General features: G+C 65.5%; 22 protein-coding genes and 1 pseudogene. 13 read left to right on the top strand and 10 right to left on the bottom strand.

Features of this window, described 5'->3' with window-relative positions; translation table 11 throughout:
* Positions 1-202 precede the first annotated feature (202 nt).
* Positions 203-691: a peptidylprolyl isomerase gene (locus BLV04_RS01335; protein WP_093027358.1), complete on the top strand. Its 489-nt coding sequence runs from the start codon at positions 203-205 to the stop codon at positions 689-691.
* A 32-nt stretch (positions 692-723) separates the two neighbouring features.
* Positions 724-1,518, top strand: a complete 795-nt coding sequence (locus BLV04_RS01330; RefSeq protein WP_093027356.1) for a UDP-2,3-diacylglucosamine diphosphatase — start codon at positions 724-726, stop codon at positions 1,516-1,518.
* Between the two features lie 65 nt (positions 1,519-1,583).
* Here BLV04_RS01330 and BLV04_RS01325 read toward each other — a convergent pair whose 3' ends face one another.
* From BLV04_RS01325 to BLV04_RS01305, 5 genes are read right to left on the bottom strand one after another with little or no spacing between them, the layout of a single operon-like run.
* Positions 1,584-1,883 carry a hypothetical protein gene (locus BLV04_RS01325; protein WP_093027354.1) on the bottom strand — a complete coding sequence of 100 codons (300 nt, stop codon included), beginning with the start codon at positions 1,881-1,883 and terminating at the stop codon, positions 1,584-1,586.
* Positions 1,884-1,907: 24 nt separating this feature from the next.
* On the bottom strand, positions 1,908-2,375 hold the full coding sequence (locus BLV04_RS01320; protein ID WP_093027352.1) for a rhodanese-like domain-containing protein: 468 nt from the start codon (positions 2,373-2,375) through the stop codon (positions 1,908-1,910).
* Positions 2,376-2,427: 52 nt separating this feature from the next.
* Positions 2,428-3,090, bottom strand: a complete 663-nt coding sequence (locus BLV04_RS01315) for a response regulator (RefSeq protein ID WP_093027350.1) — start codon at positions 3,088-3,090, stop codon at positions 2,428-2,430.
* Positions 3,090-4,706 carry a histidine kinase gene (locus BLV04_RS01310; RefSeq protein ID WP_093027348.1) on the bottom strand — a complete coding sequence of 539 codons (1,617 nt, stop codon included), beginning with the start codon at positions 4,704-4,706 and terminating at the stop codon, positions 3,090-3,092. Before BLV04_RS01310 ends, BLV04_RS01315 begins: the two co-directional genes overlap by 1 nt.
* Positions 4,703-6,568: an ABCB family ABC transporter ATP-binding protein/permease gene (locus BLV04_RS01305; RefSeq protein ID WP_093027346.1), complete on the bottom strand. Its 1,866-nt coding sequence runs from the start codon at positions 6,566-6,568 to the stop codon at positions 4,703-4,705. The genes BLV04_RS01310 and BLV04_RS01305 overlap by 4 nt, the downstream gene beginning before the upstream one ends.
* Before the next feature lie 280 nt (positions 6,569-6,848).
* On the opposite strand from BLV04_RS01305, the gene BLV04_RS01300 reads away from it, so the two are divergent.
* The 5 genes from BLV04_RS01300 to BLV04_RS01280 all read left to right on the top strand — a co-directional run bounded on the left by BLV04_RS01300 (position 6,849) and on the right by BLV04_RS01280 (position 14,186).
* Entirely contained in the window at positions 6,849-7,235 is a 387-nt protein-coding gene (locus BLV04_RS01300; protein ID WP_093027344.1) for a S24 family peptidase, read from the top strand.
* Positions 7,236-7,324: 89 nt separating this feature from the next.
* Positions 7,325-8,362, top strand: coding sequence for an efflux RND transporter periplasmic adaptor subunit (locus tag BLV04_RS01295; RefSeq protein ID WP_245731647.1), 1,038 nt, complete (start codon positions 7,325-7,327; stop codon positions 8,360-8,362).
* Positions 8,359-8,991, top strand: coding sequence for a hypothetical protein (locus BLV04_RS01290; protein WP_093027340.1), 633 nt, complete (start codon positions 8,359-8,361; stop codon positions 8,989-8,991). Before BLV04_RS01295 ends, BLV04_RS01290 begins: the two co-directional genes overlap by 4 nt.
* Positions 8,992-9,198: 207 nt before the next feature.
* A complete protein-coding gene (locus BLV04_RS01285) occupies positions 9,199-12,333 on the top strand; it encodes an efflux RND transporter permease subunit (RefSeq protein WP_093027338.1) in 3,135 nt (1,044 codons plus the stop codon).
* Positions 12,334-12,383: 50 nt separating this feature from the next.
* Entirely contained in the window at positions 12,384-14,186 is a 1,803-nt protein-coding gene (locus tag BLV04_RS01280) for an oxygen-binding di-iron domain-containing protein (RefSeq protein WP_093027336.1), read from the top strand.
* A 129-nt stretch (positions 14,187-14,315) separates the two neighbouring features.
* Here the strand turns inward: BLV04_RS01280 and BLV04_RS01275 are convergent, their stop codons facing one another.
* The 3 genes from BLV04_RS01275 to BLV04_RS01265 all read right to left on the bottom strand — a co-directional run bounded on the left by BLV04_RS01275 (position 14,316) and on the right by BLV04_RS01265 (position 16,577).
* Positions 14,316-15,152, bottom strand: a complete 837-nt coding sequence (locus tag BLV04_RS01275; protein ID WP_093027843.1) for a c-type cytochrome — start codon at positions 15,150-15,152, stop codon at positions 14,316-14,318.
* Between the two features lie 176 nt (positions 15,153-15,328).
* Positions 15,329-15,793: a CBS domain-containing protein gene (locus BLV04_RS01270; RefSeq protein WP_093027334.1), complete on the bottom strand. Its 465-nt coding sequence runs from the start codon at positions 15,791-15,793 to the stop codon at positions 15,329-15,331.
* Positions 15,794-16,031: 238 nt separating this feature from the next.
* Entirely contained in the window at positions 16,032-16,577 is a 546-nt protein-coding gene (locus BLV04_RS01265; RefSeq protein ID WP_245731644.1) for an REP-associated tyrosine transposase, read from the bottom strand.
* 628 nt (positions 16,578-17,205) lie between these two features.
* Here BLV04_RS01265 and BLV04_RS01260 point away from each other — a divergent pair.
* The 4 genes from BLV04_RS01260 to BLV04_RS01245 all read left to right on the top strand — a co-directional run bounded on the left by BLV04_RS01260 (position 17,206) and on the right by BLV04_RS01245 (position 22,687).
* On the top strand, positions 17,206-20,034 hold the full coding sequence (locus BLV04_RS01260) for a ribonucleoside-diphosphate reductase subunit alpha (protein WP_342721885.1): 2,829 nt from the start codon (positions 17,206-17,208) through the stop codon (positions 20,032-20,034).
* A 266-nt stretch (positions 20,035-20,300) separates the two neighbouring features.
* Complete coding sequence (locus BLV04_RS01255; protein ID WP_093027328.1) at positions 20,301-21,710, top strand: MBL fold metallo-hydrolase RNA specificity domain-containing protein; 1,410 nt, start codon at positions 20,301-20,303, stop codon at positions 21,708-21,710.
* A 298-nt stretch (positions 21,711-22,008) separates the two neighbouring features.
* Positions 22,009-22,272, top strand: a complete 264-nt coding sequence (locus BLV04_RS01250) for a ribbon-helix-helix domain-containing protein (RefSeq protein WP_093027326.1) — start codon at positions 22,009-22,011, stop codon at positions 22,270-22,272.
* Positions 22,259-22,687 (top strand): type II toxin-antitoxin system VapC family toxin, encoded by a 429-nt coding sequence (locus BLV04_RS01245; protein ID WP_093027324.1) that lies wholly within the window; start codon positions 22,259-22,261, stop codon positions 22,685-22,687. The genes BLV04_RS01250 and BLV04_RS01245 overlap by 14 nt, the downstream gene beginning before the upstream one ends.
* Before the next feature lie 311 nt (positions 22,688-22,998).
* On the opposite strand, the gene BLV04_RS01240 is transcribed toward BLV04_RS01245, so the two are convergent.
* Together BLV04_RS01240 and BLV04_RS01230 are read right to left on the bottom strand one after the other, a co-directional pair.
* Complete coding sequence (locus BLV04_RS01240; protein ID WP_093027322.1) at positions 22,999-23,748, bottom strand: glycosyltransferase family 2 protein; 750 nt, start codon at positions 23,746-23,748, stop codon at positions 22,999-23,001.
* A gap of 305 nt (positions 23,749-24,053) precedes the next feature.
* A pseudogene (locus BLV04_RS01230) lies at positions 24,054-24,137 on the bottom strand (IS200/IS605 family transposase); the annotation flags it as partial.
* Positions 24,138-24,440: 303 nt separating this feature from the next.
* Here BLV04_RS01230 and BLV04_RS01225 point away from each other — a divergent pair.
* Positions 24,441-24,755, top strand: coding sequence for a type II toxin-antitoxin system RelE/ParE family toxin (locus BLV04_RS01225; protein WP_093027320.1), 315 nt, complete (start codon positions 24,441-24,443; stop codon positions 24,753-24,755).
* Positions 24,742-25,056, top strand: coding sequence for an addiction module antidote protein (locus tag BLV04_RS01220; protein WP_093027318.1), 315 nt, complete (start codon positions 24,742-24,744; stop codon positions 25,054-25,056). Before BLV04_RS01225 ends, BLV04_RS01220 begins: the two co-directional genes overlap by 14 nt.
* Positions 25,057-25,154 lie beyond the last annotated feature (98 nt).

Below are 25,154 nucleotides of genomic sequence, written 5' to 3'. Positions count from 1 at the left end.
GGGATCGGCCCCGGCCGACTTGATGACCGATAACGTCGTCGCGGCTTAAGATATTAACAAATATATTATTTTAGACCGCGCCCCCGAAAAAGCTCTGTCTCGCTTGCTCCCGCAATCGCCGTGGCAGACACAGCGCCGATCGAATCCGATCCAAACCCGAGTGCGCCGCCGGCGCGCCAGCAACAGCCAGCGGAGATCCCCGATGATCAAGCTCACCACCACCCTCGGCGACATCCTCGTCGAACTGGATGCCGAGAAGGCGCCCAAGACCTGCGCAAACTTCGAGCAGTATGTCCGCGACGGTCACTACGACGGGACGTTGTTTCACCGCGTCATCGACGGCTTCATGATCCAGGGCGGCGGCATGACGCCGGACTTTGCGCCAAAGCCGACACGCGCTCCGGTCGAGAACGAGGCGAAGAACGGACTGAAGAACCTCAACGGCACCCTCGCCATGGCACGCACCATGGATCCGCACTCGGCGACGTCGCAGTTCTTCATCAATGTCGCCGACAACGGCTTTCTGGATTATCCGGGGCAGGACGGCTGGGGCTACTGTGTCTTCGGACGCGTCGTCGATGGCATGGATGTCGTCAACGCCATCCGCGGCGTGCAGACCGGCACCCGTCACGGGCACCAGGATGTCCCGGTTCAGGATGTCGTCCTCGAGCAGGCCGTCGTCGTCGAGTAACGCCCCGAGCCGGTAGCGTAGGGAAAACCGAATTGAACACCCGAGGCGTCAGCGTCTTCGTCTCCGACCTGCATCTGTCGGCGGATCGACCTGCGACGGTAGACCTTTTCCTCGCCTTCCTGGCCGGGCGCGCCCGCGAGGCGGATCAACTCTACCTCCTCGGCGACATCTTCGACGCCTGGATCGGCGACGACGACAACGGCACGCCCAACGCCGAGGTCAAGGCCGCGCTCGCCGCGGTGACGGCCTCCGGGGTCCGCTGCCATCTGATGCACGGCAACCGCGACTTCCTGATCGGTCGGACCTTCTGCCGCGAGACCGGGTGCCGACTCCTGCGCGACCCGACCCTCGCCCGGTTCGCAGACGAACCCACGCTCCTGATGCACGGCGACCTGCTCTGCACCGACGACGTCGCCTATCAGCGATTTCGCCGCCGCATCCGCAACCCGCTCGTCCAGCGCATCTTCCTCTGGCGATCGCTCGCGGCACGTCGCAAGGTCGCCGCCGACTACCGCAGCAAGAGCGGAGCCGCGACCGCCGAGAAGACCGCGGAGATCATGGACGTCAACCAAGAGACGGTCGCACGCTACCTACGCCGCTACGGCGCCGCGCGCCTGATCCACGGTCACACCCATCGGCCGGGCGATCATCGCGTGCGGCTTGACGGCCGAGAGGCCGTGCGCTCGGTTCTGGCCGAATGGCACCCGGACCACGGCGAGGCGCTGGTCCACGGACCCTCCGGCTGGCACCGAGAGGCCGTGCTGCCTCCAATCGACCGACGCGTAGGGGTCGGGGCGACTGGGGCGACTTTAGTCGCACACACTTAGGCGGTTTCCGGGAAAGGATCTACCGAGTTGTGTTTGGGCGACTGAAGTCGCCCCTACATGCAAGCTCAGAGGGGGTCGGTCAAGGGATCAAGCCCGATCCCGTCGGTCACGCCCTCGTCGACGGCGGCGAAGGAGTAGCCACATTGCTGCGGCGTCAGCTGCTCGGACGCCACCCGTGGGTACTTCCTGCAGCTCGGCGGGCGAATCGCGTAGACCGCGCAGCTGCTCAAACCCTCGTCGTCGAAGCGCAGAAAGGGGCAGGGATAGGGCAGTTTGCAGCAGGCACCGCAGCGGTTGCACGCGCCCGTTCGATCGGGGTCGACCGGCAAGAGCGAAGTAAACAAGCGCTTGGTTTTATTCAGCATCCGAAAGGTTTTCCGAAAAAGTCATCAGTCCGCCGGCCGCATCTGATCCGGTCTGAGGCGCGGTGTGAAATAGCGATCCGCATCGTCCAGGTCGACCGACTCCCCTGCCGCGTCGACCAGCGGCTGCTCGTAGTCCTTCCAGCCGCGCAAGCCCGTCTGCAGCGAAGACACGTCTCCGTAGCCGAGCAGGTTCATCGCGTGGGCGGCCATGATGCTGCGGTATCCGGAGCGGCAGACCACGACGACCTCCCGGTCGCGCGCACGCACCAGATCCGGGACCGTCTCCTCGTAGTCCCATTCACAGGCGGACTCGAGGATACCGCGCGGGACGTTCAGCGACCCGTCGATATGCATGGCCGCGAACTCATCGGGCTCGCGGACATCGACCAACAGCAGATCCGGATTCGCCGCAAGCCGCTCCTCCAAATCCCAGGGCATGATCTCCCTGACATCGCTCAAACAGTCTTTGATGAGCTCTAAAAAGTTCTTCATCGCTTATTCCGCATGATAAACCATCGCTGTTCGCTCCGGACCAGGTGCAGACTCATCCGAGATCGCGGCTCGACCTGCGCTCGCACAGACCGCGCTCGACCGCAATGACGGCCGCCTCCACGCGCGAGTGGACATCGAGCTTGCGCAGGATCGCCTTCACATGGAGCTTGACCGTCCCGTCCGAGATGTTCAGACGTCGGGCGATCGCCTTGTTGCTCTGACCCTCGGCGAGATGGCAGAGGATCTCGTGCTCGCGCGGCGTCAGATCGGCGATCCGACCCTCGGCGGCCGTGCCCGCGGCCTCGCCCTGGACGGCCTTAGCCAAGACGATGGCCAGCTCGGGCGCAACCACCGTGCGGCCTTGGACGATCTCGCTCAGGGCCGCAATCAAGGCATCCGGTTCCATGTCCTTGAGCAGATAACCCTGCGCTCCGCTCTGCAGCGACTCGATCACGTCGCGCTCCTCGGCGCTCGTCGTGAGCATCGCGATCGGCATCGCCGGGTGTGCCGCACGCAACCGGCGGAGCATCTCCAGGCCGTCGAGCTGCGGCATGCGCATGTCCAGCAAGACCACGTCGGGCAGGGTCTCGGCCACCCGCCTCAGACCCATCGAGGTATCGCCCACGGCCGCGACCACCTGAATCCCCCGGCGCTCCAACAACTCCTGGAGCCCGAAACGGAACAGGGCATGATCGTCGATCAGCAGCACGCGCATCAGGCAGCCACCCGTCCTTGGCGCGGGGTGCGCCGATTGCCGTCGAAGATCACCTCCACCCGCGTGCCCTCCCCGGCCTCGCTCTCGATGCGCAGCTCCGCGCCGATCCGCCGCGCACGCTCCTCCATGATGGTCAGGCCGATGTGCTCGCCCGGGTTGGATCCCGCCGCCGGGGTGCTGAACCCGACCCCGTCGTCCTCGATCAACAGCACATGTTGGCCGTTGGACTCCCGAGCCAGCATCACCCTCACGGTGTGCGCGTTCGAATGCTTGCGGATATTGGCCAACGATTCCTGGACAATCCGCAAGATCTGAAGCTCTTCGCTCGCCGAGAGATCGAAGGGACGACAGTCGTTCTGAAAGAGCACGTGTGCGCCCGTCTCCTGACCGAAGCGATGGGTCAGCTTCTCGAGTGCCGGCACCAGACCGCGTCGATCCAAGGGGGCACGGAAGCTCGCCAACAGCTCGCGCAGCTCGGTATGGGCCTCGTCGAGCCCGTTGCGGATGCGGCTCAGATCGTTGCGCGCCTCGAGCGAGATTGCACTCCCGCGCAGCGAATCTGTCAGCATGCGACACTGAAAGCGCAGGCTCGCCAGGGTCTGGGCGAGCGAGTCGTGCAGCTCGTGGGCCAAGGAGTTGCGCTCCTCGACGATTGAAAGCCGCCGGGCCTCCATGTCCGAGCGCTGCTTGGCGATGGCGACACCCAAGTGATGCCCGACCGTCGCGAGCAGGTCGAGAATATCCTCGCGGGCCTTCAAGCCGGGCCGGTCGACGAAGACCGTGTAGACGCCGAGCAGCTCGTCGCGATGCTCCAACGGCACGGTGACCACCTCCATCTCGCTGCTGGCGAACATCCGCCGCCCGTAAACCTTGGAGCAATAGCGAGCGTCGTTCCCGCAGAGGATCTCGCCCGGCGTGAGGACACTCCCGCACAGACACAGATCCACCGGGCCGATATCCTGCTCGCGCACCAGATCGTCGTCCAAACCGATCGCGCCGACCAGGCGCCGCGAGCCGTCGGACATGACCAGACGCACGGTGGCGGCCCGGCCGTTGATCATTTCCTTCAACACACGCAGGAAGCGCAGCAACAGCTCGTCGACACTCTCCGCCTGATGAATCCCGGCGGCCACGTCGTAGAGGATCTTCAGCGAGGCGGTCTTCTGCGCCAGCCGCATGGTCTGGCGCGCGACCCGGTTGTCCATCTCCTCGTAGAGGTCGGTCAGCTCCTCGTTGAGGCTGCGGATGTCGCGCGCCACCCGAGCCAAGACCCCGGCATCGTCCAAGGCATCGCTCGCGCCCGGCTCGCCCTGACAGACGCGCGAAAGCGAGTGCTCCAGGCGCACAAGAGGCAGCAGCAGTTGGCTGCGCAACCGGCTCCAGAAGAGCGCGGCGGCAAGCGAGGCGGCGACGAGCGCCGCCATCGCGAGGGGCGCTGCCCAGCCGAGATGCGGCCGCGCACCCTGCAGGGTCAGCAGAGCAAGCGCCGCGGCGAGCGTCGCCCCGAGCGCGACCAAGGGCACGGCGAGACCGGCCGCGCGCAGGACATCGCGGACCCGCGACGCCTCGACCTCCTCGCCGCGCGCCGCGACGATTCGCGCTTGACTCACGCTCACGGCGACGCCTCCGGGGCCGGCGGCGTCCCGGCGCCCGCGTCCGTCGCGGCGACCGGGTTCGGGACGGGCACCGGTGCATCCGGACCCTCGCGCTGCTGCAGCTCCCACATGGCGGCATAGTGCCCGCCCGTCTCCAAGAGTGCGCGATGCGTGCCCTGCTCGCGGATGCGGCCCTGCTCCAAGACGAGGATGTGATCCGCGTCCACCACCGTGGAGAGACGATGTGCGATCACCAGCGTGGTATGGTTCTCCGCGACCTCTGCGAGCGTCTGCTGAATCGCCTGCTCCGTATGGCTGTCGAGCGAGGAGGTGGCCTCGTCGAAGACCAGGATCCGCGGTTGCTTCAAGATCGCCCGCGCGATCGCGACACGCTGCTTCTCCCCGCCCGAGAGTTTCAGGCCGCGCTCGCCCACCATGGTCTCCCAACCGTCCGGCAGGCTCTCGATAAAGGTCCGGATGTGGGCCATCTCGGCACAGCGCTCGACCTCGGCGCGGGTCGCACCGGGCCGTCCGTAGGCCAGGTTGTAGTAGATGGTGTCGTTGAACAGGACGGTGTCCTGGGGAACGATGCCGATGGCCGCACGCAGGCTCTCCTGCGTGACCTCGCGCAGATCCTGCCCGTCGATCAGGATCCGCCCGGCGGTCACGTCGTAGAAGCGAAACAGCAGGCGCGCCAGGGTCGACTTGCCGGCGCCGCTATGACCGACGACGGCGAGGGTCTGGCCGGGCGCGATCCGAAAATCGACGTCCTGCAGGATCGCCCGTTCGTGCTGGTAGTGAAAGTCGACGTGCTCAAAGCGGATTTCGCCGTCGCGCAGGCGCAACGCCTTGGTGTCCGGGGCGTCCTGGATCTCGGGGCGCCGCTCGAGCAGCTTGAAGACCAGATCCATGTCCGCGAGCGCATACTTGATCTGCCGGTAGACAATCCCGAGAAAGCCCAGCGGGATGAACAGCTGGAGCATGAGCGCGTTGACCAGGACCAGGTCGCCGACGCTCATCTCGCCCTGCACGACACCGTTGGCCGCAAAGGCCATGATCAGGGTGACGCCGATCGCGATGATCGCGCCCTGACCGAAATTCAGCAGCGACATGGAGGTCTGACTCTTGACCGCCATCTCCTCCCACTCCGCGAGGGTGCCGTCGTAGCGCTCGAGCTCCATGCGCTCGTTGCCGAAATATTTGACCGTCTCGTAGTTGATGAGGCTGTCGAAGGCCTGATTATTGGCCTCCGAGTCCAAGCGGTTCATCCGATGGCGATAGTCCATGCGCCATTCGGTGATGGCGAAGGTGAAGGTGAAATAGACCGCCACCGTCCCGAAGACGACCAGCGCGAAGGCCGGGCTGTACTGCTTAAAGAGGATCACCGCCACCAGGGTGAACTCCACCAGCACCGGCAGGACGCTGAAGGCGACATAGTTCAAAATGGTCGAGACCGAACGGGTGCCGCGCTCGAGGTCGCGGCTGATGGCGCCGCTCTGTCGCCCCAGGTGGTAGCGTAGGGAGAGTCGATGCAGGTGGTCGAGCACCTTGGTGGAGAGCCGGCGCATCGCGCGATAGCGCACGCGGGCGAAGACCATGTCGCGCAGCTCGTTGAAGAGCGAGGAGCTGAGCTTGAGCGCCCCGTAGGCGACCAAGAGCGAGATCGGCAGCACCAGCACCTGATGCGGCGTGGCCTCGAAGGCATCCACGATGTCGCGCAGCACCAAGGGGACGCCGACATTGGCTACCTTCGCCGCGATCAGACAGGCCAGCGCCAACATCGCACGCCCGCGGAACTCCCACAGATAGGGCAACATTCCACGGAGATTGTGCCAATCTCGACGGTCGGAGTGGATGCGCTCGGTGGCGGCGATTCGGTTCATGCGAGCCTTTTAAACCGCGCCCGGCGCGGCATTTGGTGTTTTTGTTTGGGATCGGCCCCGGCAGACTCGACGATTGTTGGAGCTGGCGCGGTTTAAGTTCTGAAAAAAATAAGATTTTAAACCGCGTCTCCACCAAGGTCAGTGAAATCCACAAGGCCGAATACAAAATGAAAATGACGCATGTCGCTCCGGAGGCGATTTAAAGGTGTCGCCCGGTCGTTATCCGGTCGGCTCGCCACGGCGAGCCGACCGACCAAACCTGTACAAATGAGGACGCATCATGGCAGATCCCACGATGGACAGCACGGGTTGCAGCATGCACGAGCCCTACGCCTTGCAGGTGCTCGGCGACCAGATGGAGCCCGAGTTCCCCGATCGCTGTGTCGTGATCGTCGAGCCGACGGACAACCGCAAAAACAACAGCTTCGTGTTCGCCGAGGTCGAGGGCGTGCGCTGGTTTCGCAAGTATATTCGCGAGGACAACGGCACCGAGCGCCTCGTCGCCGTCAACCGGATCTATCCCGACATCACGCTCGACGGACTGGAGTGGCACGTCCTGGGCGTGATCATCCAACGCAACATCCGGCGCAAGATCAAACACTACGACTACTCGCAAGAGCCCGAGACCTCGCCGCCGTTGGCCATCACGGATCTGACCGGCCGGTGATGACCGGCAACGCCGTACGCAAGCCGCTCCGAGCCATCGGCCCGCGCGGCACAACCGAACCTTTCCGCCCCCGCCGAGCAGGGCCGCGGATGCCGGTCGTGCTTGCCGTCACACTGGCCGCGGCCCTGATCGCCTGCTCCCCCGGGGACGACCCGCCGTCGGGCGCAAGCCGCGAGAGCGGCGCCGCCGATCACCTGGTGGCCGCGGTCGTCGTGGAGCACGCCGCCACGACAAGCAGCCACGAGCGCCCCGGCTCGCTGCGCCATCGCCGCCAAGTGCGTCTCTTCAGTCAGGAGGAAGGCCGGATCACCTTACTGGACGTCTTCGAGGGCGACATGGTCCGGGAAGGCGAGGTCGTGGTCGCTCTCGAAGACGACCTCCTGCAGGCCGAGCTCGACAAGGCGCGCGCGACGTTGGCCCAGACAGAGCTCGACGTGCGCCGACTCGAAGATCTCGTGAGCAAGCGCGCCGCCTCCGACGCCGAGCTCTCGCAGGCGCGTACCGCCGTCGCCGTCGCCCAAGGCGATGTTCGGATCCTGGAAACCCGGCTGGCCTTCACGCGCATTCCGGCCCCGTTCGACGGCGTCGTGATCGAGCGATTGGTCGAGCCGGGTGATTTCGTCTCGAAGAATACCCACCTTCTGACGGTCGCGGATCCGGAGTCGTTGGTCGCGGAGGTCTATGCCTCCGAGCTCATCCTGCCGCGGATGAAGGTCGGCGACCCGGCGCAATTGCGCATCGATGCCCTCGGCGCGGTCGCGTTCCCGGCCCGGATCCTGCGCATTCATCCGAGTCTCGAGCAGACCAGCCGGCAGGGGATCGTGGAGCTGACGCTTGAGGATCCGCCCGCGGGCGTGAAGGCCGGACAGTTCGTGCGGGTCACCCTCGAGACCGCTGCGGTGGAGCGTCTGCTGATCCCCTTTCGGGCCCTGCGACGCGATCGCGACGGCGAGCTCGTCTGGCTGGTCACGGATCAGGGCCAAGCCTCCCGCCGAAAGGTCAGGAGCGGTCTGCAGATGGCCGACAGCATCGAGATCCTCGAGGGTCTCGCGCCCGGCGATCGGATCATCACACGCGGATTCCTCGGCCTGAGCGAGGACAAAACAGTCAAGGTGGTGCCCGAATGAATCTCGAACACCTCTACACGGCCGTCGAGCTGGTGCGCAACGGCTGCTATCGCGACAACCCTCGCGAGGCAACGCGTCTGCGCACCTACCCGGTCATGCTCGCGAGCGCCGCCGCGCCTGCGGCGAGTCCGACGGAGGCCTATCTGCGCGCGGCCTGTCTCGCCTACGCCTGGATGCCCGAGCGGGTGCGCATCGAGCAGAGCCATCTTGCCTCCGCCGTCGCGGCCTTCGAGGCCGCGCGCGCCTCCCCGCAGACCGCCTCGGATGCCGAGCGCGCAGCCCTTCGCGAGCGCGGCATCGACGCCATCGCCGCCAGCCTAAGCTCGGTCGTCGGCGCCTCGATGGTGCTCCACCTCGCCGCGCCCGGCGTCTTCCCGATCTGGGACGAGCGTATCGAGCGCTTTCGCCTGGACGAAGAGCCGTCGCCCTACCACATGGGCCAGGCCCGGCACTATCTGGCCTTCATGGACGAGATTCGCGGGCTCACCGCTCACCCGCTCTTCCTCACCTTTCACAATGAGTTCTGCACCGCCTACCAGGCACGCCTGCAACGCCTGCGGATCTCGCCCTACCCGCTGACGGAGACCAAGGTCGTGGAAGCCGCGATCACTGAGCTCACGGGCGAGTAAGCGTCGTCTTCAAAAACAAAGCGTACGGATGCGCAAAAGCCGCCAGCCGTAGGTTGGGCAAAGCGCAGCGTGCCCAACCCGCGCCGGCATCACATGGACCGCAGCCGAGGTTGTGTCGAGCCTTGCGAGGGACAACCAACTGTCGGCGCATGTTGTGCCTCCTACCGTCAGCACAACCTACGGGCACGGAATCTTCCGGAAATCCTTATGGCCGCAAACATCTCCACCTGGTCGGTCCGCCACCCCGTCGGGGTCGTCGCGCTGACCCTCGCGGTGATGGTGCTCGGCGGGGTCTCCCTCACCCGGCTGAACATCGATCTGCTGCCGAGCATCATCTACCCGGACATCCAGGTCCGCGTGCTGGACCCGGGCGTCCCCGCAGAGGTCATGGAGAACGAAGTGACCCGCGAGCTCGAGGAGCAGCTCGCGATCACCGAGGGGGTCATCGCCATCCAGTCGCGCACCACCGAGGGGCGCAGCGCGATCGACCTCTCCTTCAGCTACGGCGAGGACATCGACCAGGCCTTGCGCGACGCAAGCTCTCGCCTGGACCGCGCCAAACGCTTCCTGCCGGACACCGACGACCCGCCGATCATCTACAAGCGCGACCCCTTCCAGCTCCCCGTCGCCGAGTATGTGGTCAGCTCGGCCCTGCGCGACCCGGTGGAGCTACGCACCTGGACGGACTACACCCTGGGCCGCTCGCTGGTGACGCTCCCGGGTGTGGCTTCGGTCGAGATCGGCGGCGGACTGGAGCGCGAGGTGCAGGTGGTAGCCAATCAGTTCCGGTTGGCCGGACTGGGGATCGACATCCTGGACCTGGAGACGCGCCTGCGCACCGCCAATCAGGATGTCGCGGCCGGGCGGCTGCGCATGCCGGACGGCGAGATCGGGGGTCGCACCGAAGGTCGCTTCAGGAACGTGCAGGAGATCATCGACCTGCCGCTCAAGCCCGAGGCCGGCGACAACCCGATGGCCCAGATGCGCATCGGCGAGATCGCGCAGGTGATCGACGGCTCGAGCGAGGAGCGTCTGCGCATCCGCCTCGACGACCAGCCGGGGATCAAGCTCGCGATCCAAAAGCAGCCGCTCACCAACACCGTGGCGGTCGTCGACACCGTCGATCGGGAGCTCGCACGACTCAAAGAGCAGGGCCAGCTCCCCGAGGACATCCAGATCCAGCTGGTCGACGACCAGGCGCGCTACATCCGCCACTCGCTCGAGAATGCGGTCAACGCCGCGCTCAGCGGCGCCCTGCTCGCGATGGCGGTGGTCTACATCTTCCTCGGGAGTCTGCGGCGGACCCTGATCATCGGCGCGGCCATCCCGATCGCCGTGCTGGTCACCTTCATCCTCATGGCCGCCAACGGTCTGACCTTCAATATCATGACGCTCGGGGGGCTCGCGCTCGGCATCGGCATGCTGGTGGACAGCACCATCGTGATGCTCGAAAACATTTATCGCCACCAGCGGATGGGGCAAACCACGGTCGTCGCGGCGGATGCCGCGAGCCGCGAGGTCACGGGCGCCATCATCGCCTCGACCTCGACCAACCTGGCCGCCGTCCTGCCGTTCCTCTTTATCGGCGGACTCGTCGGGCTGCTCTTTCAGGAGCTGATCTTCACCATCTCCGCGGCCATCCTGGCATCGATGGTGGTCGCCTTGACCCTGGTCCCTGCGCTCGCGGGCCGGGTACCGGCGGGCCGCGAGGGGATGCTGCGCATCCAGGTCAATCGAGTCATGGAGGCGCTGCAGAACGGCTATGCGCGGCTGCTCGATTGGCTGCTGCGGATCCGCTGGCTGGTCATCCTCGCCTTCGTCGCCGGTCTGGTCTGGACCGCACCCTGGCTCATGGAGGCGAAGCAGGAATTTCTTCCCGCCCTCGACGAGGGCGACGTGCGGGTTACCCTGACCGCGGACGCCGGCATCGACCTCGAGGAGATGGATCGCCTGACCCGCCGGATCGAGGCGCTCGTCGCCGAGCAACCGGAGGTCGAGGCGATTTTCACCACGGTCGGCGGCTTCGTGTTCGGGCGCTCGTCCTTCGAGAGCGCCAATCGCGCCAGCCTTCAGGTCCTGCTCGAGCCGGCGGCGGAGCGCGACGTCGGCAGCAAGGAGTGGATTGCACGGGTCAGCGACCTGATCCGCGCGCTCGAGATCCCGGGCCTGCGGGCCTCGCTCGTCACGCGCGGGATCCGCGGCATCCGTTTCAGCCAAGGCGACGACGACGTCAGTCTGCGCATCGCCGGGGAGAACCTCGACACACTCGCGGAGCTCGCCGATCGGGTCGTCGAGCAGCTCGCCGCCGTGGAGGGTCTGGGCAACGTCCAGCACAGCAGTCAGGACATCACCCGCGAGATCTCCATCCGGCTCGACCCGCAGCGCGCCGCGAGCTTCGGTCTAACCATCGAGGACATCGGTACCGTCCTGCGCTTCGCCTTGGAGGGCCGCATCGTCACCGAGCTGATCGACGGCGACCGCTCGGTCGATCTGCTGCTGCGACTGGATCGGATGGACATCGCCGCGCCGGGCGATCTGGACTCCATCGTGCTCTTCAGCAAGACCGAGCCGCGACGCCCCTTGCGACTCGGCGATGTCGCGACCGTCGAGATCCTGGCCCAGCCCTCGACCATCCTGCGCGACCGCCAGCAACGCACCGTCGAGATCACCGCCTCGGTCGGCGAGACGCTGACGCTGCAAGAGGCGATCGAGTCCGCACTGGCCGCGGCGGCACAGGTGCCGCTCCCCGCAGGCTATCGGCTCTACGAGGCCGGCGGTCTGGAGACACTCAAGCAGGGCCAGGACATGAGCCGGATCCTGCTCGGGCTGGCGCTCTTTCTGGTCTTGGTCGCGATGGCGGTCCAATACGAGTCGGTGCGCAATCCGGTCATCATCCTGATCTCCGTGCCCTTCGCCTTGACCGGCGTGGTGCTCGGCCTGCAATGGACGGAGCTGCCGGTCTCCATGCCGGTCTGGCTCGGGCTCATCATGCTGGCCGGGATCGTGGTCAACAACGCGATCGTGCTGGTGGAGTTCATCGAGCTCGAGCGCCGCGCCGGTCTGGATACGCGCACGGCCATCCTCGAGGCGGCCCGTCTGCGTCTGCGCCCCATCCTCATGACCACGCTCACCACCGTCGTGGGCATGCTCCCGCTCGCCCTCGCCCTCGGGGAGGGCTCGGAGATGCTGCAACCGCTCGCCGTCACCATCGTCGCGGGGCTATCCTTCTCGACTCTGGTCTCGCTCGTGCTGGTGCCCCTGGTCTATCGCGTCCTGGCGGCAGGAACCACGGCGGAGACCGCGACGGACTCGGCGGACCTCGGTTTGAAGGCTTCGCGTTGATAAAGAGCTCCGGATCCTCGCCACTTACGCCTCGGAGCACGACGACACCGATGGATACCAACCTCACCCACCTCGCGCATGCCGACCCCCATCATGCGCTCGAGATCGCCCCACGTGTCTGGTGGGTCGGCCATGTCTTGCCGGACGACGTCTTCCAGTGTCACGTCTATCTCCTCGAGCAGGGCGATCAGTCGGTGCTCTTCGACCCGGGCTCGCGACTCACCTTCGCGGGAACCCTGCGCAAGATCGAAGAGGTCATCCCCTTTACCCACATCCGCTATTTCGTCTGCCACCATCAAGACCCGGACATCGCCGCGGCCATGCCGCTCATCGACGAGCTGACCGATCGCCCGGACGCGGTCTTGGTCACGCACTGGCGCACCCGCGCGCTGCTCAAGCACTACGGGCTGAAGATGCCCTTTTGGCTGGTGGAGGAGCACGACTGGCGTCTGCCGCTGCAAGACCGCGAGCTCGAGTTCATCTTCACGCCCTACGCGCACTTTCCGGGAGCCATTGCGACCTTCGACCCGAGCACGGGCGTGGTCTTCTCGAGCGATCTCTTCGGGGGCTTTACCGAACGGCCGACCCTGATCGCGAAGGACGAGTCGCATTTCGAGGCGCTGCGGCCCTTTCATGAACACTACATGCCCAGTCGCGACATCCTCGACTTCGCGCTGAGCCAGATCGAGCGTCATCCGGTGAAGGTCATCGCCCCGCAGCACGGATCCATCATCCCGGAGCGGCTGGTGCCCTTCATGATCGACAAGCTGCGGCATCTGGACTGCGGCATCTATCTCTTCGCGCGCGAGAACACCGACATCCGCCGTCTGTCGCGTCTGAACGAGACGCTGCGCGAGATCACCCAGACCATGCTCCTGTATCGCGACTTCCGCGACATCGCCGAGCGACTCTTCGAGGTGGTCGCGCGCAGCCTTCCCGTGGAACGCATCGATTACTATGCCAGGCTGGACGACGGCTCGATCCTGACCCTCTCGAACCAAACCCGTTACTCGGGCTTCACCGTCGAGCCGCCCGAGGTGATCAGCTCTATCCTGGGCATGACGCGCGCACAGTGGCTGGTCGCCCATCGTAGCGACCCCGCCATGGCCGACCATCTCCTTTACGACGACGCCTTCTGCGCCCACCCGCAGGACAACTCGGGCCTGGTCGTCACCTTGCCGCTGTTCGCCCCGCAGGACGATCGCATGCAGGCCGCGGCCCTCATCCACCTCGGCGGCGACGCACGGATCGGCCCCGAAGAGACCGATGTCATCGAGCAAATCATGATGCCGCTTCAGGTCGCGCTCGAGCGGGAGGTCATCTATCGCTCCATCGATGCGGAGCGACAAAAGGCCTATCAACGCTCCATCCGCGATTCGCTCACCGGCCTCTTCACGCGCCTCTATATGCTCGACGTGATGGCGCGCCACTGCAGCGTCCACGACCGCAACGACTCGACCCCGATCGCCGCGCTCATGGTCGACGTGGATCACTTCAAGCGGATCAACGACAGCCACGGACATGCCGCGGGCGACGAGGTGCTCAAACAGGTCGCACGGGTTCTACAGGAGAGCATCCGCGAGACCGATATCCCGGTGCGGTTCGGGGGCGAGGAGTTCATCCTCTTCCTCGTCGGCGCCTCGGCCTTCGGGATGCGGGATTATGCCGAGCGCATCCGCTCGGCAATCGAGCGGCATTGCTTCGCGATCGACTCGGACCAACAGCTTGCGGTCACCGTCAGCCTCGGCGCCGCCATGCGCCGTCAATTCGAGCCCCTAGACGAGCTCATCCGCCGAGCCGATGCAGCCCTCTACCGCGCCAAGCAGGCCGGGCGCAATCGCGTCGAGCTGTAGGGGCGAGGTAGGGGCGATGTAGGGGCGACTTTAGTCGCCCATACTTCTCGGTTATTGGCCATCGTACGGGCGACTAAAGTCGCCCCTACCCCGACGTCTCGGTGGCTCAATGGGCGACTTAGGTCGCCCCTACCGGGCAGGCGGCACGGAGGGGTACGCGGGCGGCTCGGCCGACGCGGGCGCCTCCAACAACCCCGCCGGCATCGGAGGCATGGGCGGTACGCCCATCGGGTCGCGCACGTAGGCGGGAAAATCCGGATTGGTCCAGCCGGTCTCGGCCAGCTTGCTCTCGGGCGGACGCAGCCGCGAGGTGTAATCGAGCACGGCCGCCTGGTGAAGCGGCGTGAAGCCGTCGATCTGCTTGACCATCTTGGGGTCGGAGTTTTTGCGGCGACCCGTGCGGATCGCATCGAACTGGCGCATCAGATAGAGATAGTGCTGGCCCGCGATCGCGGGGATGTGCTCCGCCTCGTTGCCCTCCCCGTTCTCGCCGTGACACTTGGAACAGTGCTCCGTGTAGACATCCTTGCCCAAAGGCAAATCCACCCCGGGCCCGACCCCGTTCTCGGGGGTCATGGGAAGCTGCGCCACATAGGCCGCCACATCGGCGACGCTCTGAGGGCCTCCGAGGATGCGCGGAACCGAGAAGGGATACATCAGCGGATTGTCGCGATTGCGCGCCCGAATATCCGCAAGCTGTTTGATGATGACGGTGCGCAGCTGTCCGGCGATCTGGGGATAGGCCCCGTCGGGCGCACCCCAGCCTTCCGGACGATGGCAGACCGCACAGGTCAGATAGACCTTACGCCCGTTCTCGAGATCGGGCGTCAGTGTCATGACCTGCTCGTATTCGAGCCGGGCGGTTTCGGCCGGGCTTTCGGAGGCGGGTTCTTGGGCATAGGCCGCTGTCGAGACGAGGCCCGACAGGGCGATTGACAGGCCGATCGCAAATGCGTGTCGAGACATCTTGACCTCCAAACCAAGACCAAGGCCGGGTTCCGACCGTTGGATGCTCGACGGCGGCGCAATACGGACGATCCGCACGCCACGGGGTCGGCAAACCGGCACGAGCCCGGCATCGGCAGTGAGAAAACGGACCGCGCCACCGCGGCCCGGCAAAGCGATACCCGATCGACGCGGACTCAGAGGCCCTTCAAACCGCCTGTCACGTTGGCCTGGAAGATGGCCTTGTGAACGTCGCCGATGCTGAGCATACCGACCAGCCGCCCCTCGTCCGCAACCGGAATGCGCCGGAAGTTATGGCGCACCATCACGGTCGCCGCGCGCAGGACATGCATCTCCGGATCGACCGTCACCGGATTGGGCGTCATCAGCTCCTCGGTCTTCAGCCCCAGAATCTCGGAGTAGCGCGCCATCTCCTTGTCGAGGTCGACCGAATGCATCCCCTCGGCGATGAGCTTGTCGAGCTTCGGAAACAGGCTGTGCAGCAGATCCCGCTCGGCGATAATACCGACCAGCTTTTCATCGCTGTCGACCACGGGCAGGCCATGAAAGCGATAGAGACACATCAAGGACGCCACCTCGACGATCCGGGTATCGGGATTCACCGAGCGGACCGATCGACTCATCACATCTTTGACTTTCATCTAGGCCATCCTCCGATTGTGTTGTGGTCGGCCGCATTCGCGAGACCGAGGTGCAGATCTCGCGACGACCGTCAGCGCATTATAGACGAGCATCCGCGACGTCCGCTCGTCGCGACCCGGCGACACCCGTAAGCCCGCCCTCGATCCGGGGCGAGCGGTCGTCACTCCCTCGCTCCACCCCCAACTCGCTCCCACGCTCCGCGTGGGAGTGTAGCCCCGACGCTCTGCGTCGCGTGGCCTACCAATCCGTCACCACGTCAAGTAATCCATCCAACCCTTCGTAATTCCGCGCGCTCGAGTAGCGCCAACACAAGGGATCGTCGACATAACCCCGTTTCACCGGGTTATTGTGAATGTACTCGAGCTTCTGCCGCATCATGGTTGCGCCCTCGATCTGCTCCGGGTGCGATCCCTCCTGCCACACTTGGTGCTCCCGATCGCTCTTGTGCCGGTCCCGGCACCAGACTAAGAGAGACAGCGCCGGAGAGTTCCGCTCGCGCATCCGATCGACCATCTGCCGAGCGGTGAATGATTTGAAGCTGCTGATCGAACGCGCGAGCCCGGGTCCACCGGCAATCAGGTGACAGTGGTTCTCCATGATGACGTAACCATGGATCAAGAGACCGCGCTCGCGTTGCAGGAACTGCAGGGAGTTAAGCAAGATCAGTGCGTTGGCGGGTTGAGCGAAGAGCGGCAGCCACTTGACCGCCGTGCACGTGAGAAAGTGCGGAGCGTCTGGTTCGAGGAAACGGTAGCGGTCGCGGCCCATAGCCGGAATGTACACGATATGGTGCGCTTCGACATCCGTGGTTTGGAGTTCACGCTCTGCGTCGCGGCGTGTGGGCGGGCGCACCGCCGGCCGGTCGCGTCGACTTGGCGGCAGGGACGCGGAGCGTCCCGAGGAGGCTCCCACGCGGAGCGTGGGAGCCAGTTCGCTGGGGCCCGAGCGGTCGCGCCCGCGACCCATCGCCCAACTCGCTCCCACGCTCCGCGTGGGAGTGTAGCCCCGACGCTCTGCGTCGCGTGGCCTACCAATCCGCCGCTCGTCGCGACCCGGCGAGCCCCTGCCGACACGCGTCAGCCCGCCTCCGAACCCCCGCCGGGCTTGGCGCGACCGCTTTTATCCACAGGCCACTCACAGCCTGATCCACCGCTTATACACAAGATCTTGTGGTTGACGGATTTCCTAAACAACATATATTGTGTCGATCGCGCAGCGCCCGCTCGGCCGCCCAGGCCACGGACCTTCTACTAGACCTACCCCGCCGTCACACCGCACCCCAGGAGGAGCCATGTCCACCGAGAGCCCGTCGTTGGTCGAATCCACGCCCGCCGAAGACGCCGTCGCCCGCCCCGGACAGCCCGCGAAGCCGAGCCCGAGCCCGGCCCGGCACGGCGACTCGGCTCCCGAGATCACCGCTCACACCCCGGGGAAGGTCCAGGTCATCCGGCGCAACGGCAAGGTCACCCACTTCGACGCCGACAAGATCATGGTCGCCATGACCAAGGCGTTCCTCGCCGTGGAAGGCGGCTCGGCGGCGGCCTCCAGCCGCGTCCACGACCGGGTGCGCGAGCTCGCCGAGCAGGTGACCTCTGCCCTGACGCGGCGCCTACCCGGCGGCGGCACCGTGCATATCGAAGACATTCAGGATCAGGTCGAGCTGGCCTTGATGCGGGCCGGCGAGCACAAGGTCGCGCGCGACTACGTCCTCTACCGCGAGGCCCGCGCCCGCGAGCGCGCCGAACGTGCAGCAGCGAGCACCCCGGCCGAGGCCGCGCACCCGCTCTCCGTGACGCTCCCCGACGGCACCACCCGCCCGTTGGATGTCGCGCGCCTGACCCGTCTGCTCGACGAGGCCTGTCGCGACCTCGACGCCGTGGACGCACAAGCCATCCTGGCCGACACACTGCGCAACCTCTTCGACGGCGTGCGCGAGGCCGACGTCGGACAGGCGCTGGTGATGTCCGCCCGCGCCAGGATCGAGAAGGATCCCCAATACAGCCAGGTCGCCGCCCGGCTGCTGCTCGACGTGCTGCGCCGCGAGGCACTGGGCTTCTTGGGGCTGGCCGTCGGTGTGGAGACCCAGGCCGATCTGGCCGAGCGCTACAGCGACTATCTCGCGGCCTATATCAAGCGCGCCGCCGATCTGGAGCACCTCGACCAGCAGCTCGCCCGCTACGATCTGGCCCGCCTCGGCGCCGCACTCAAGCCCGAGCGCGATCTGCAGTTCACCTATCTCGGCCTGCAGACCCTCTACGACCGCTACTTCATCCACACCGCCGACGGCATCCGCTTCGAGCTGCCCCAGGCCTTCTTCATGCGCGTCGCCATGGGGCTTGCCATCAACGAGATCGACCGCGAGACCCGCGCCATCGAGTTCTACGAGCTGCTCTCGAGCTTCGACTTCATGAGCTCGACCCCGACCCTCTTCAACTCCGGTACGCTGCGCCCCCAGCTCAGCTCCTGCTACCTCACCACCGTCCCGGACGACCTGGACGGCATCTACGGCGCCATCAAGGACAATGCCCTTCTGTCGAAATTCGCCGGGGGCCTGGGCAACGACTGGACCCGCGTGCGCGGCATGGGCGCGCACATCAAGGGGACCAACGGCAAAAGTCAGGGTGTGGTGCCGTTCATGAAGGTTGCGAACGATACCGCCGTAGCTGTGAATCAGGGCGGTAAGCGGCGTGGCGCCGTATGTGGTTACCTCGAAACCTGGCACGTCGACATCGAAGAATTCCTCGACCTGCGCAAGAACACCGGCGACGACCGGCGCCGCACCCACGACATGAACACGGCCAACTGGGTGCCGGATCTCTTCATGAAGCGGGTCGCCGAGGACGGACACTGGACGCTCTTCTCGCCCGACGAGACCCCGGACCTGCACGACCTGACCGGACTGGCGTTCGAGCAGGCCTATGTCGGCTACGAGGAACGTGCCGCACGCGGCGAGCTGCGGGTCAGCAAGCGGATCAAGGCTGTGGATCTCTGGCGCAAGATGCTCGCCATGCTCTTCGAGACCGGACACCCCTGGATCGCCTTCAAGGATCCGTGCAACCTGCGCTACACGAATCAGCATGTCGGGACCGTGCACAGCTCTAACCTCTGCACCGAGATTACCTTGCATACCAATGACTTAGAGATCGCCGTCTGCAATCTCGGCAGTGTGAATCTGGCCGCGCACGTGACCGAGAAGGGGCTCGACACCAAGCGTCTGCGCAAGACGGTCAGCACCGCCATGCGGATGCTCGACAACGTCATCGACTACAACTTCTACAACGTCCCGCAGGCGCGCAACTCCAACCTGCGGCACCGTCCGGTCGGGCTCGGCATCATGGGCTTCCAGGACGCCCTCTATCAGCTACGCATCCCCTACGCGAGCATGGAGGCCGTACAGTTCGCCGATCACAGCATGGAGGCCTTCAGCTATTACGCGATCCGAGCCAGCACGGATCTGGCCGAAGAGCGCGGGCGCTATCAAAGCTTCGAAGGCTCACTCTGGAGCCGCGGGATCCTGCCGGTGGACAGCATCGAGCTGCTCGCGCAGGCGCGCGGCAGCTATCTGCAGATGGACACCGGCACCACATTGGATTGGGACGCCCTGCGCGAGCGGGTGCGCACCGTCGGCATGCGCAACTCCAACTGCATGGCCATCGCGCCGACCGCGACCATCAGCAACATCGTCGGTGTGAGCCAGTCGATCGAGCCGACCTACCAGAACCTCTTCGTCAAATCCAACCTCTCGGGCGAGTTCACGGTCGTCAACCCCTACCTGGTGGTCGATCTGAAGGAACGGGGACTTTGGGATTCGGTGATGGTCAACGATCTCAAATACTACGACGGGTCCATCCAGCAGATCGACCGCATCCCGGAAGATCTCAAGGCGCTCTACGCCACCGCCTTCGAGGTCGACGCCCGCTGGCTGGTGGAGGCCGGCAGCCGCCGTCAGAAATGGCTCGACCAGGCCCAGAGCCTCAACCTCTACATGCGCGAGCCCAGCGGCAAGAAGCTCGACAACCTCTACAAGCTGGCGTGGGTGCGGGGTCTGAAGACGACCTACTATCTACGGTCCATGGGTGCCACCCATGTCGAGAAATCCACGATGGACGACGCAGGGAAGGCCAACCGTCTCAGCGCGGTCGGCGGCAACTATCTCTCGCTCGACAAGGCAAAAGGCAACGGAGCCGCAGCACCGGCCGCCTGCTCGATCCTCGACCCGGAGTGCGAAGCCTGCCAGTAGGGGCGACTTCAGTCGCCCCGTGGTCCCGGACCGACGCTTGTTGGTACTCGCTACTCGCTACTCGCTGCTCGCTCCCACGCTCCGCGTGGGAGTGTAGCCCCGACGCTCCGCGTCGCGACCCCGCAGGCGGGGAAACCGGATCCGATCGAGACGCCCGCGCATTCAAGAAGCGTCGGACGCGGAGCGTCCACACCACACTCCCACGCGGAGCGTGGGAGCGAGCTACAGGCGAATGAATTCGCCCCTACATGGATGATGGAGAAGGTATGACCAGCTCAACGACACTGATCGCACACCACGGCGCCGTCGACGGCGTCACCGGCTCCTGCCATGAGCTGATGCTCGGCGACGGCCGCTCGGTCCTGATCGACTGCGGGCTCTTCCAGGGTGCGGAGACCGCCTCGGACGGCTCCCATGCCGACCGCCCGGGCATCGGCTTCGCGGTCGATCGGATCCAGGCGCTGATCCTGACGCATGTGCACATCGACCACGTCGGGCGCCTGCCACATCTCCTGGCCGCCGGCTTTCGTGGACCTATCCTCTGCAGCCAGGCATCGGCGGAGCTTCTCCCTCTGGTCTTGGAGGACGCCCTGAAGGTCGGCGTCACCCGCGATGCCGCCCTCATCCAGGCCGTCCTGCGCGGGCTGCAGGCACGCCTGGTCCCGCTGCCGTACGGGGAGTGGTACCCCTTGATCACGGGCGATCCCGCACTGCGCATCCGTCTGCAGCAAGCCGGTCACATCCTCGGCTCCGCCTATGTCGAATGCGACCTGACCCGCGCCGGAACCACCACGCGCGTGCTCTTCTCGGGAGACCTCGGGGCACCGCACACCCCGCTGCTGCCGGATCCGACCCCGCCGGAATCCGCCGACATCGTCGTGCTCGAAAGCACCTACGGCGACCGCACCCACGAAGACCGCAGCACAAGGCATCAGCGCCTGCGGGCCATGGTCGAGCACGCCTTCGAAGACGGCGGCACCCTCTTGATCCCGGCCTTCAGCATCGGGCGGACGCAGGAGCTGCTCTACGAGCTGGAAACCTTGGTGCACGAGAACCGCGGCACCGAAGGCGCCGGCAGCAAGTGGCGTTGGGAGGATCTCGCGGTGGTGCTGGATTCACCGCTGGCGGCGGACCTGACCGCCGGCTACCGTCGACTGCGCGCACACTGGGACCGCGAGGCCAAGGCCCGGGTCGCGGCCGGACGCCACCCGCTCGCGTTCGATCGGATGCTCACGGTGGACGATCATGCCGCCCATCTGCGCATGGTCGAGTACCTCGCGCGCGAGCATCGTCCCGCCATCGTGATCGCCGCGAGCGGTATGTGCGCCGGAGGACGGATCGTCAATTACCTCAAGGCCATGCTCGGCGATCCGCGCCACGATGTGCTCTTCGTCGGCTATCAAGCCGCCGGCACACCGGGCCGCGACATCCAACGCTACGGACCCCGCGGCGGCTATGTCGAGCTCGACGGCCGCCGCTACGACATCCGCGCCCGCATCCACACCATCGGCGGCTACTCCGCCCACGCCGACCAACACGATCTGCTCGACTTCATCGGCGCCATGTCACCTCCGCCCCGCGAGGTGATCCTCGTCCACGGCGAGCACGGCGCCAAGACCGCCCTCCGCGAGGCCCTGCTGCAGCGCTTCCCCGGGATCAACGTCCGCATTCCCTGAGCCCAAACCGCCAGGAGGGGCGACTGTAGGGGCGTGTAGGGGCGACTTCAGTCGCCCCGAGACCGACACAACCCGCGAATCCGGATTCCGACGCATGCCGCAGGTATGTATGGGCGACTAAAGTCGCCCATACACGTCCCTAAACGCCCCTGCACGCCCCCTCACAACCCGCACATCAAGACCCCGACCGCACCCGGGCAAGGCATGCCGGGGCATCTTGAGTCGCTCCTGCACCTCGGATTGACATCCCACCAAACGCGTCATACCTTGCGTCATACAATCCCGATGGAGGGGCGAGATGCGAGTCAACGCCAGGCTCGACGATGCACACGCCAGAAAACTCGATGAGCTCTGTCGGCGCACCGGCCGCAGTCGCACCGATGTGCTACGAGCCGCCATTGATCGTTACTACGCACAAGAGGCCGTCGAGCCCCGACGTGCAGCCGACATCCTGCGCCGAAACGCCTTCATTGGCTGCGGCGAGGCCGACCCCGAGCTCTCTCGAGACTACAAAAAACATCTGACCGAGTCCTTGGCCAAGAAGACGGATGATCATCGCTGACACCGGTTTCTGGCTCGCTCTGGCAAACCGTCGCGACCGCTGGCACCAAGCGGCAACCGCGTGGCTGACCCAGTCACCCGAAGGACTGATTACCACCTGGCCGGTGGCCACCGAAACCTGCCATCTCTTGCTGAACCGCGTTGGCGAGCAAGCCCAACAGGCATTTATCCATAGCCTGCGCGACGGTGCCGCGGACCTGTTCGCAATCGACTGCAGCCACCTGCCACGCCTCGCGGAGCTCATGCAGCAGTATTCCGATCTGCCGATGGATCTGGCCGATGCATCGCTTATCGTGCTGGCCGAAGCACTCGGGCACGGCCGCATCCTGTCCACCGACGAACGTGACTTTCACACCTATCGTTGGAAGCGTCACGAACCGTTCGACAATCAGTTAGCGACATCCTCGCCCACCTGAGGACGGCGCTGAGCGCTAGCGAATGCCTGTAGGGGGCGACTTCAGTCGCCCCGAAACCGACACAACCCCCGCGTACTCGCTCCCACGCTCCGCGTGGGAGTGTCGCCGGGACGCTCCGCGTCCCTGCCGCCAGGTCGGCGCGCCGGGCCGCGATGCGCCAGGCGCCGGCGTATGACCGCACCGCCCCTCGACGCAGAGCGTCGGCTCTACGCTCCCACGCGGAGCGTGGGAGCGAGTTGGGGGATGGAGCGTGGGAGCGAGTTGGGGGATGGAGCGCGGGAGCGAGTTGGCCGCCGCCCGACCCACCCCCATCACCCCCGTCGAAAAAACTGCGGCACCTTGGACAGGTTTTTCCACGCCAACGCCCCCGCCCCGCCGATCCCGTTCTCCCGCAAGGCCCGATAATCCTCCCGAGACTTACGCAGGATCCGCGACAGCGACCGGTTGCTCTCGCCCCCCACCCGCATCCGCACCAGCACCTGAGGCAGATACACCACCTGCCCCGTCAGCCGGCTCAGCATCCGCAGCATCAGGTCGTAGTCCCCCGCGATGCGATACCGCCGGTCGAACACCCCGTGCCGCTCGTAGAGCGCACGCCGCAGATACAGCGTCGGGTGCGGCGGCATCCAACCCCGCCGCAGACGCGCCGGGTCATAGGCCCCCGAGCGCCAATGACGCACCACCCGCCCGGTATCGGCCTTGCGCACATACACCAGATCCCCGTACACCGCATCCACCGCCGGATCCGCAAAGGCCGCCGCCACCCGCTCCAGCACCTGCGCGTCGGCATAGACATCGTCGGCGTGCAGAAAGCCCACCACCTCGCCGGTCGCCCGCGCAATGCCCTTGTTCAACGCATCGTAGATCCCCTCGTCCGGCTCGCTCACCAGCACCGCCAGCCCGGCGCGATGCGCGTGCAGCACATCCAGCGTCCCGTCCCGGCTACCGCCGTCGATCAGGAGATGCTCACGCGCGGCATAAGACTGCCCGGACACCGAGGCCAGACAATCACCCACCGTCCCGGCACAGTTCCAGGTTGCCGTAATGACCGAAATCCTCATAAGCGCAGACCAAACTCCGAAGCCCAAAACAAAAAAACCGAGCCTAAGCCCGGTTCAGTCACCTCACACCCCGCGCCGGCAATCATACCGGTTTGATCAAGGCGGGCGTATCGCAAAACAGGATCAACCGCGGTCCTCCAGCACCATCCGGCTGACCGGCGTCCCTTCAGCAGACAACTCGACCGGAGGCGCGAGCTGCGGCTTACCGCCACGCCAGGACAAGGTACCCCCCACGCATTCATCGGGCGCCGGACGCGGAGCGTGTCCACACGGCACTCCCACGCGGAGCGTGGGAGCGAGCTAGATCAGCGCCACAGATGCAGCTGCTCCAAGCGTTGATCCTCAGTCTCTTGGTGCCGGATGTAAGCTCGGATCGTCGCTTCATCCCGGCAGGGGAACTGACTCCGCAGACTCGCTCCCACGCTCCGCGTGGGAGTGTAGCCCCGACGCTCCGCGTCGGACCTCTCAGGCAGGAAATCCGTTTCCGGTCGAGACGCCCACGCATTCATCCGGGCGTCGGACGCGGAGCGTTCACACGGCACTCCCACGCGGAGCGTGGGAGCGAGCTAAAGTCACGCGCAGCACGCGAACGACTTGGCGGAGATTGCCCGAGAGCGCTTGATGTGAGCTCCTGATCCGTTGACCTGATAACTAGAGTTGACACCCCGAGGGTTGCCAACTACAGTTGACAAATGATCGAGTTGATCAAAACGGATGTCTTCGATCGATGGTTGCGGGACCTGCGTGACACACGGGCTCGTGCCAAAGTTGCCGCCCGCATCAAGCGCCTGAGCCTGGGTAGTCCTGGAGACGTCAAGCCCGTAGGCGAAGGCTTATCTGAGATGCGCATTCCATACGGCCCCGGGTATCGCGTCTACTACATCACCAGAGGGCCTATTGTCGTAGTGCTCCTTTGCGGCGGCGACAAGAGCACCCAGTCAAACGACATCGAACAAGCCAAGGCCATTGCCGCGCAATGGAAGGAGCGAACTCATGACCGCCCATAAGGTGACTTTTAGCCACTACGATACCGCCGACTACCTTCAGACAGAGGACGATATTGCCGCTTACCTGGAGGCCGTCATGGAAGAGAATGACCCATCGCTACTGGCCGCCGCGTTGGGCGATATCGCCCGGGCGCGCAATATGAGCCAACTGGCGAAAGAGGTCGGCATGAGCCGCGAGGGCCTCTACAAAGCGCTCTCCGGTGAAGGCAACCCGGCATTTTCCACCATCAGCAAGGTCGTCACCGCGCTGGGACTGCGCCTGACCGTCGAACCACTCGCACGCCCTCACGCCGGCGGCTGACGCAGTCGGCCGCGGCCGGTTGCTCAACAGCGCCTTTATGGGTCAGCTCCTCCCCCGTTAGGAACGAGCCTCATAACTCGCTCCCACTCTCCGCCCAC

Source organism: Thiocapsa roseopersicina (assembly GCF_900106925.1).
GTDB classification, from domain to species: domain Bacteria; phylum Pseudomonadota; class Gammaproteobacteria; order Chromatiales; family Chromatiaceae; genus Thiocapsa; species Thiocapsa roseopersicina.
The sequence above is the reverse complement of the archived record's forward strand: the minus strand, read 5'-3'. Positions and strand labels throughout refer to the sequence as shown.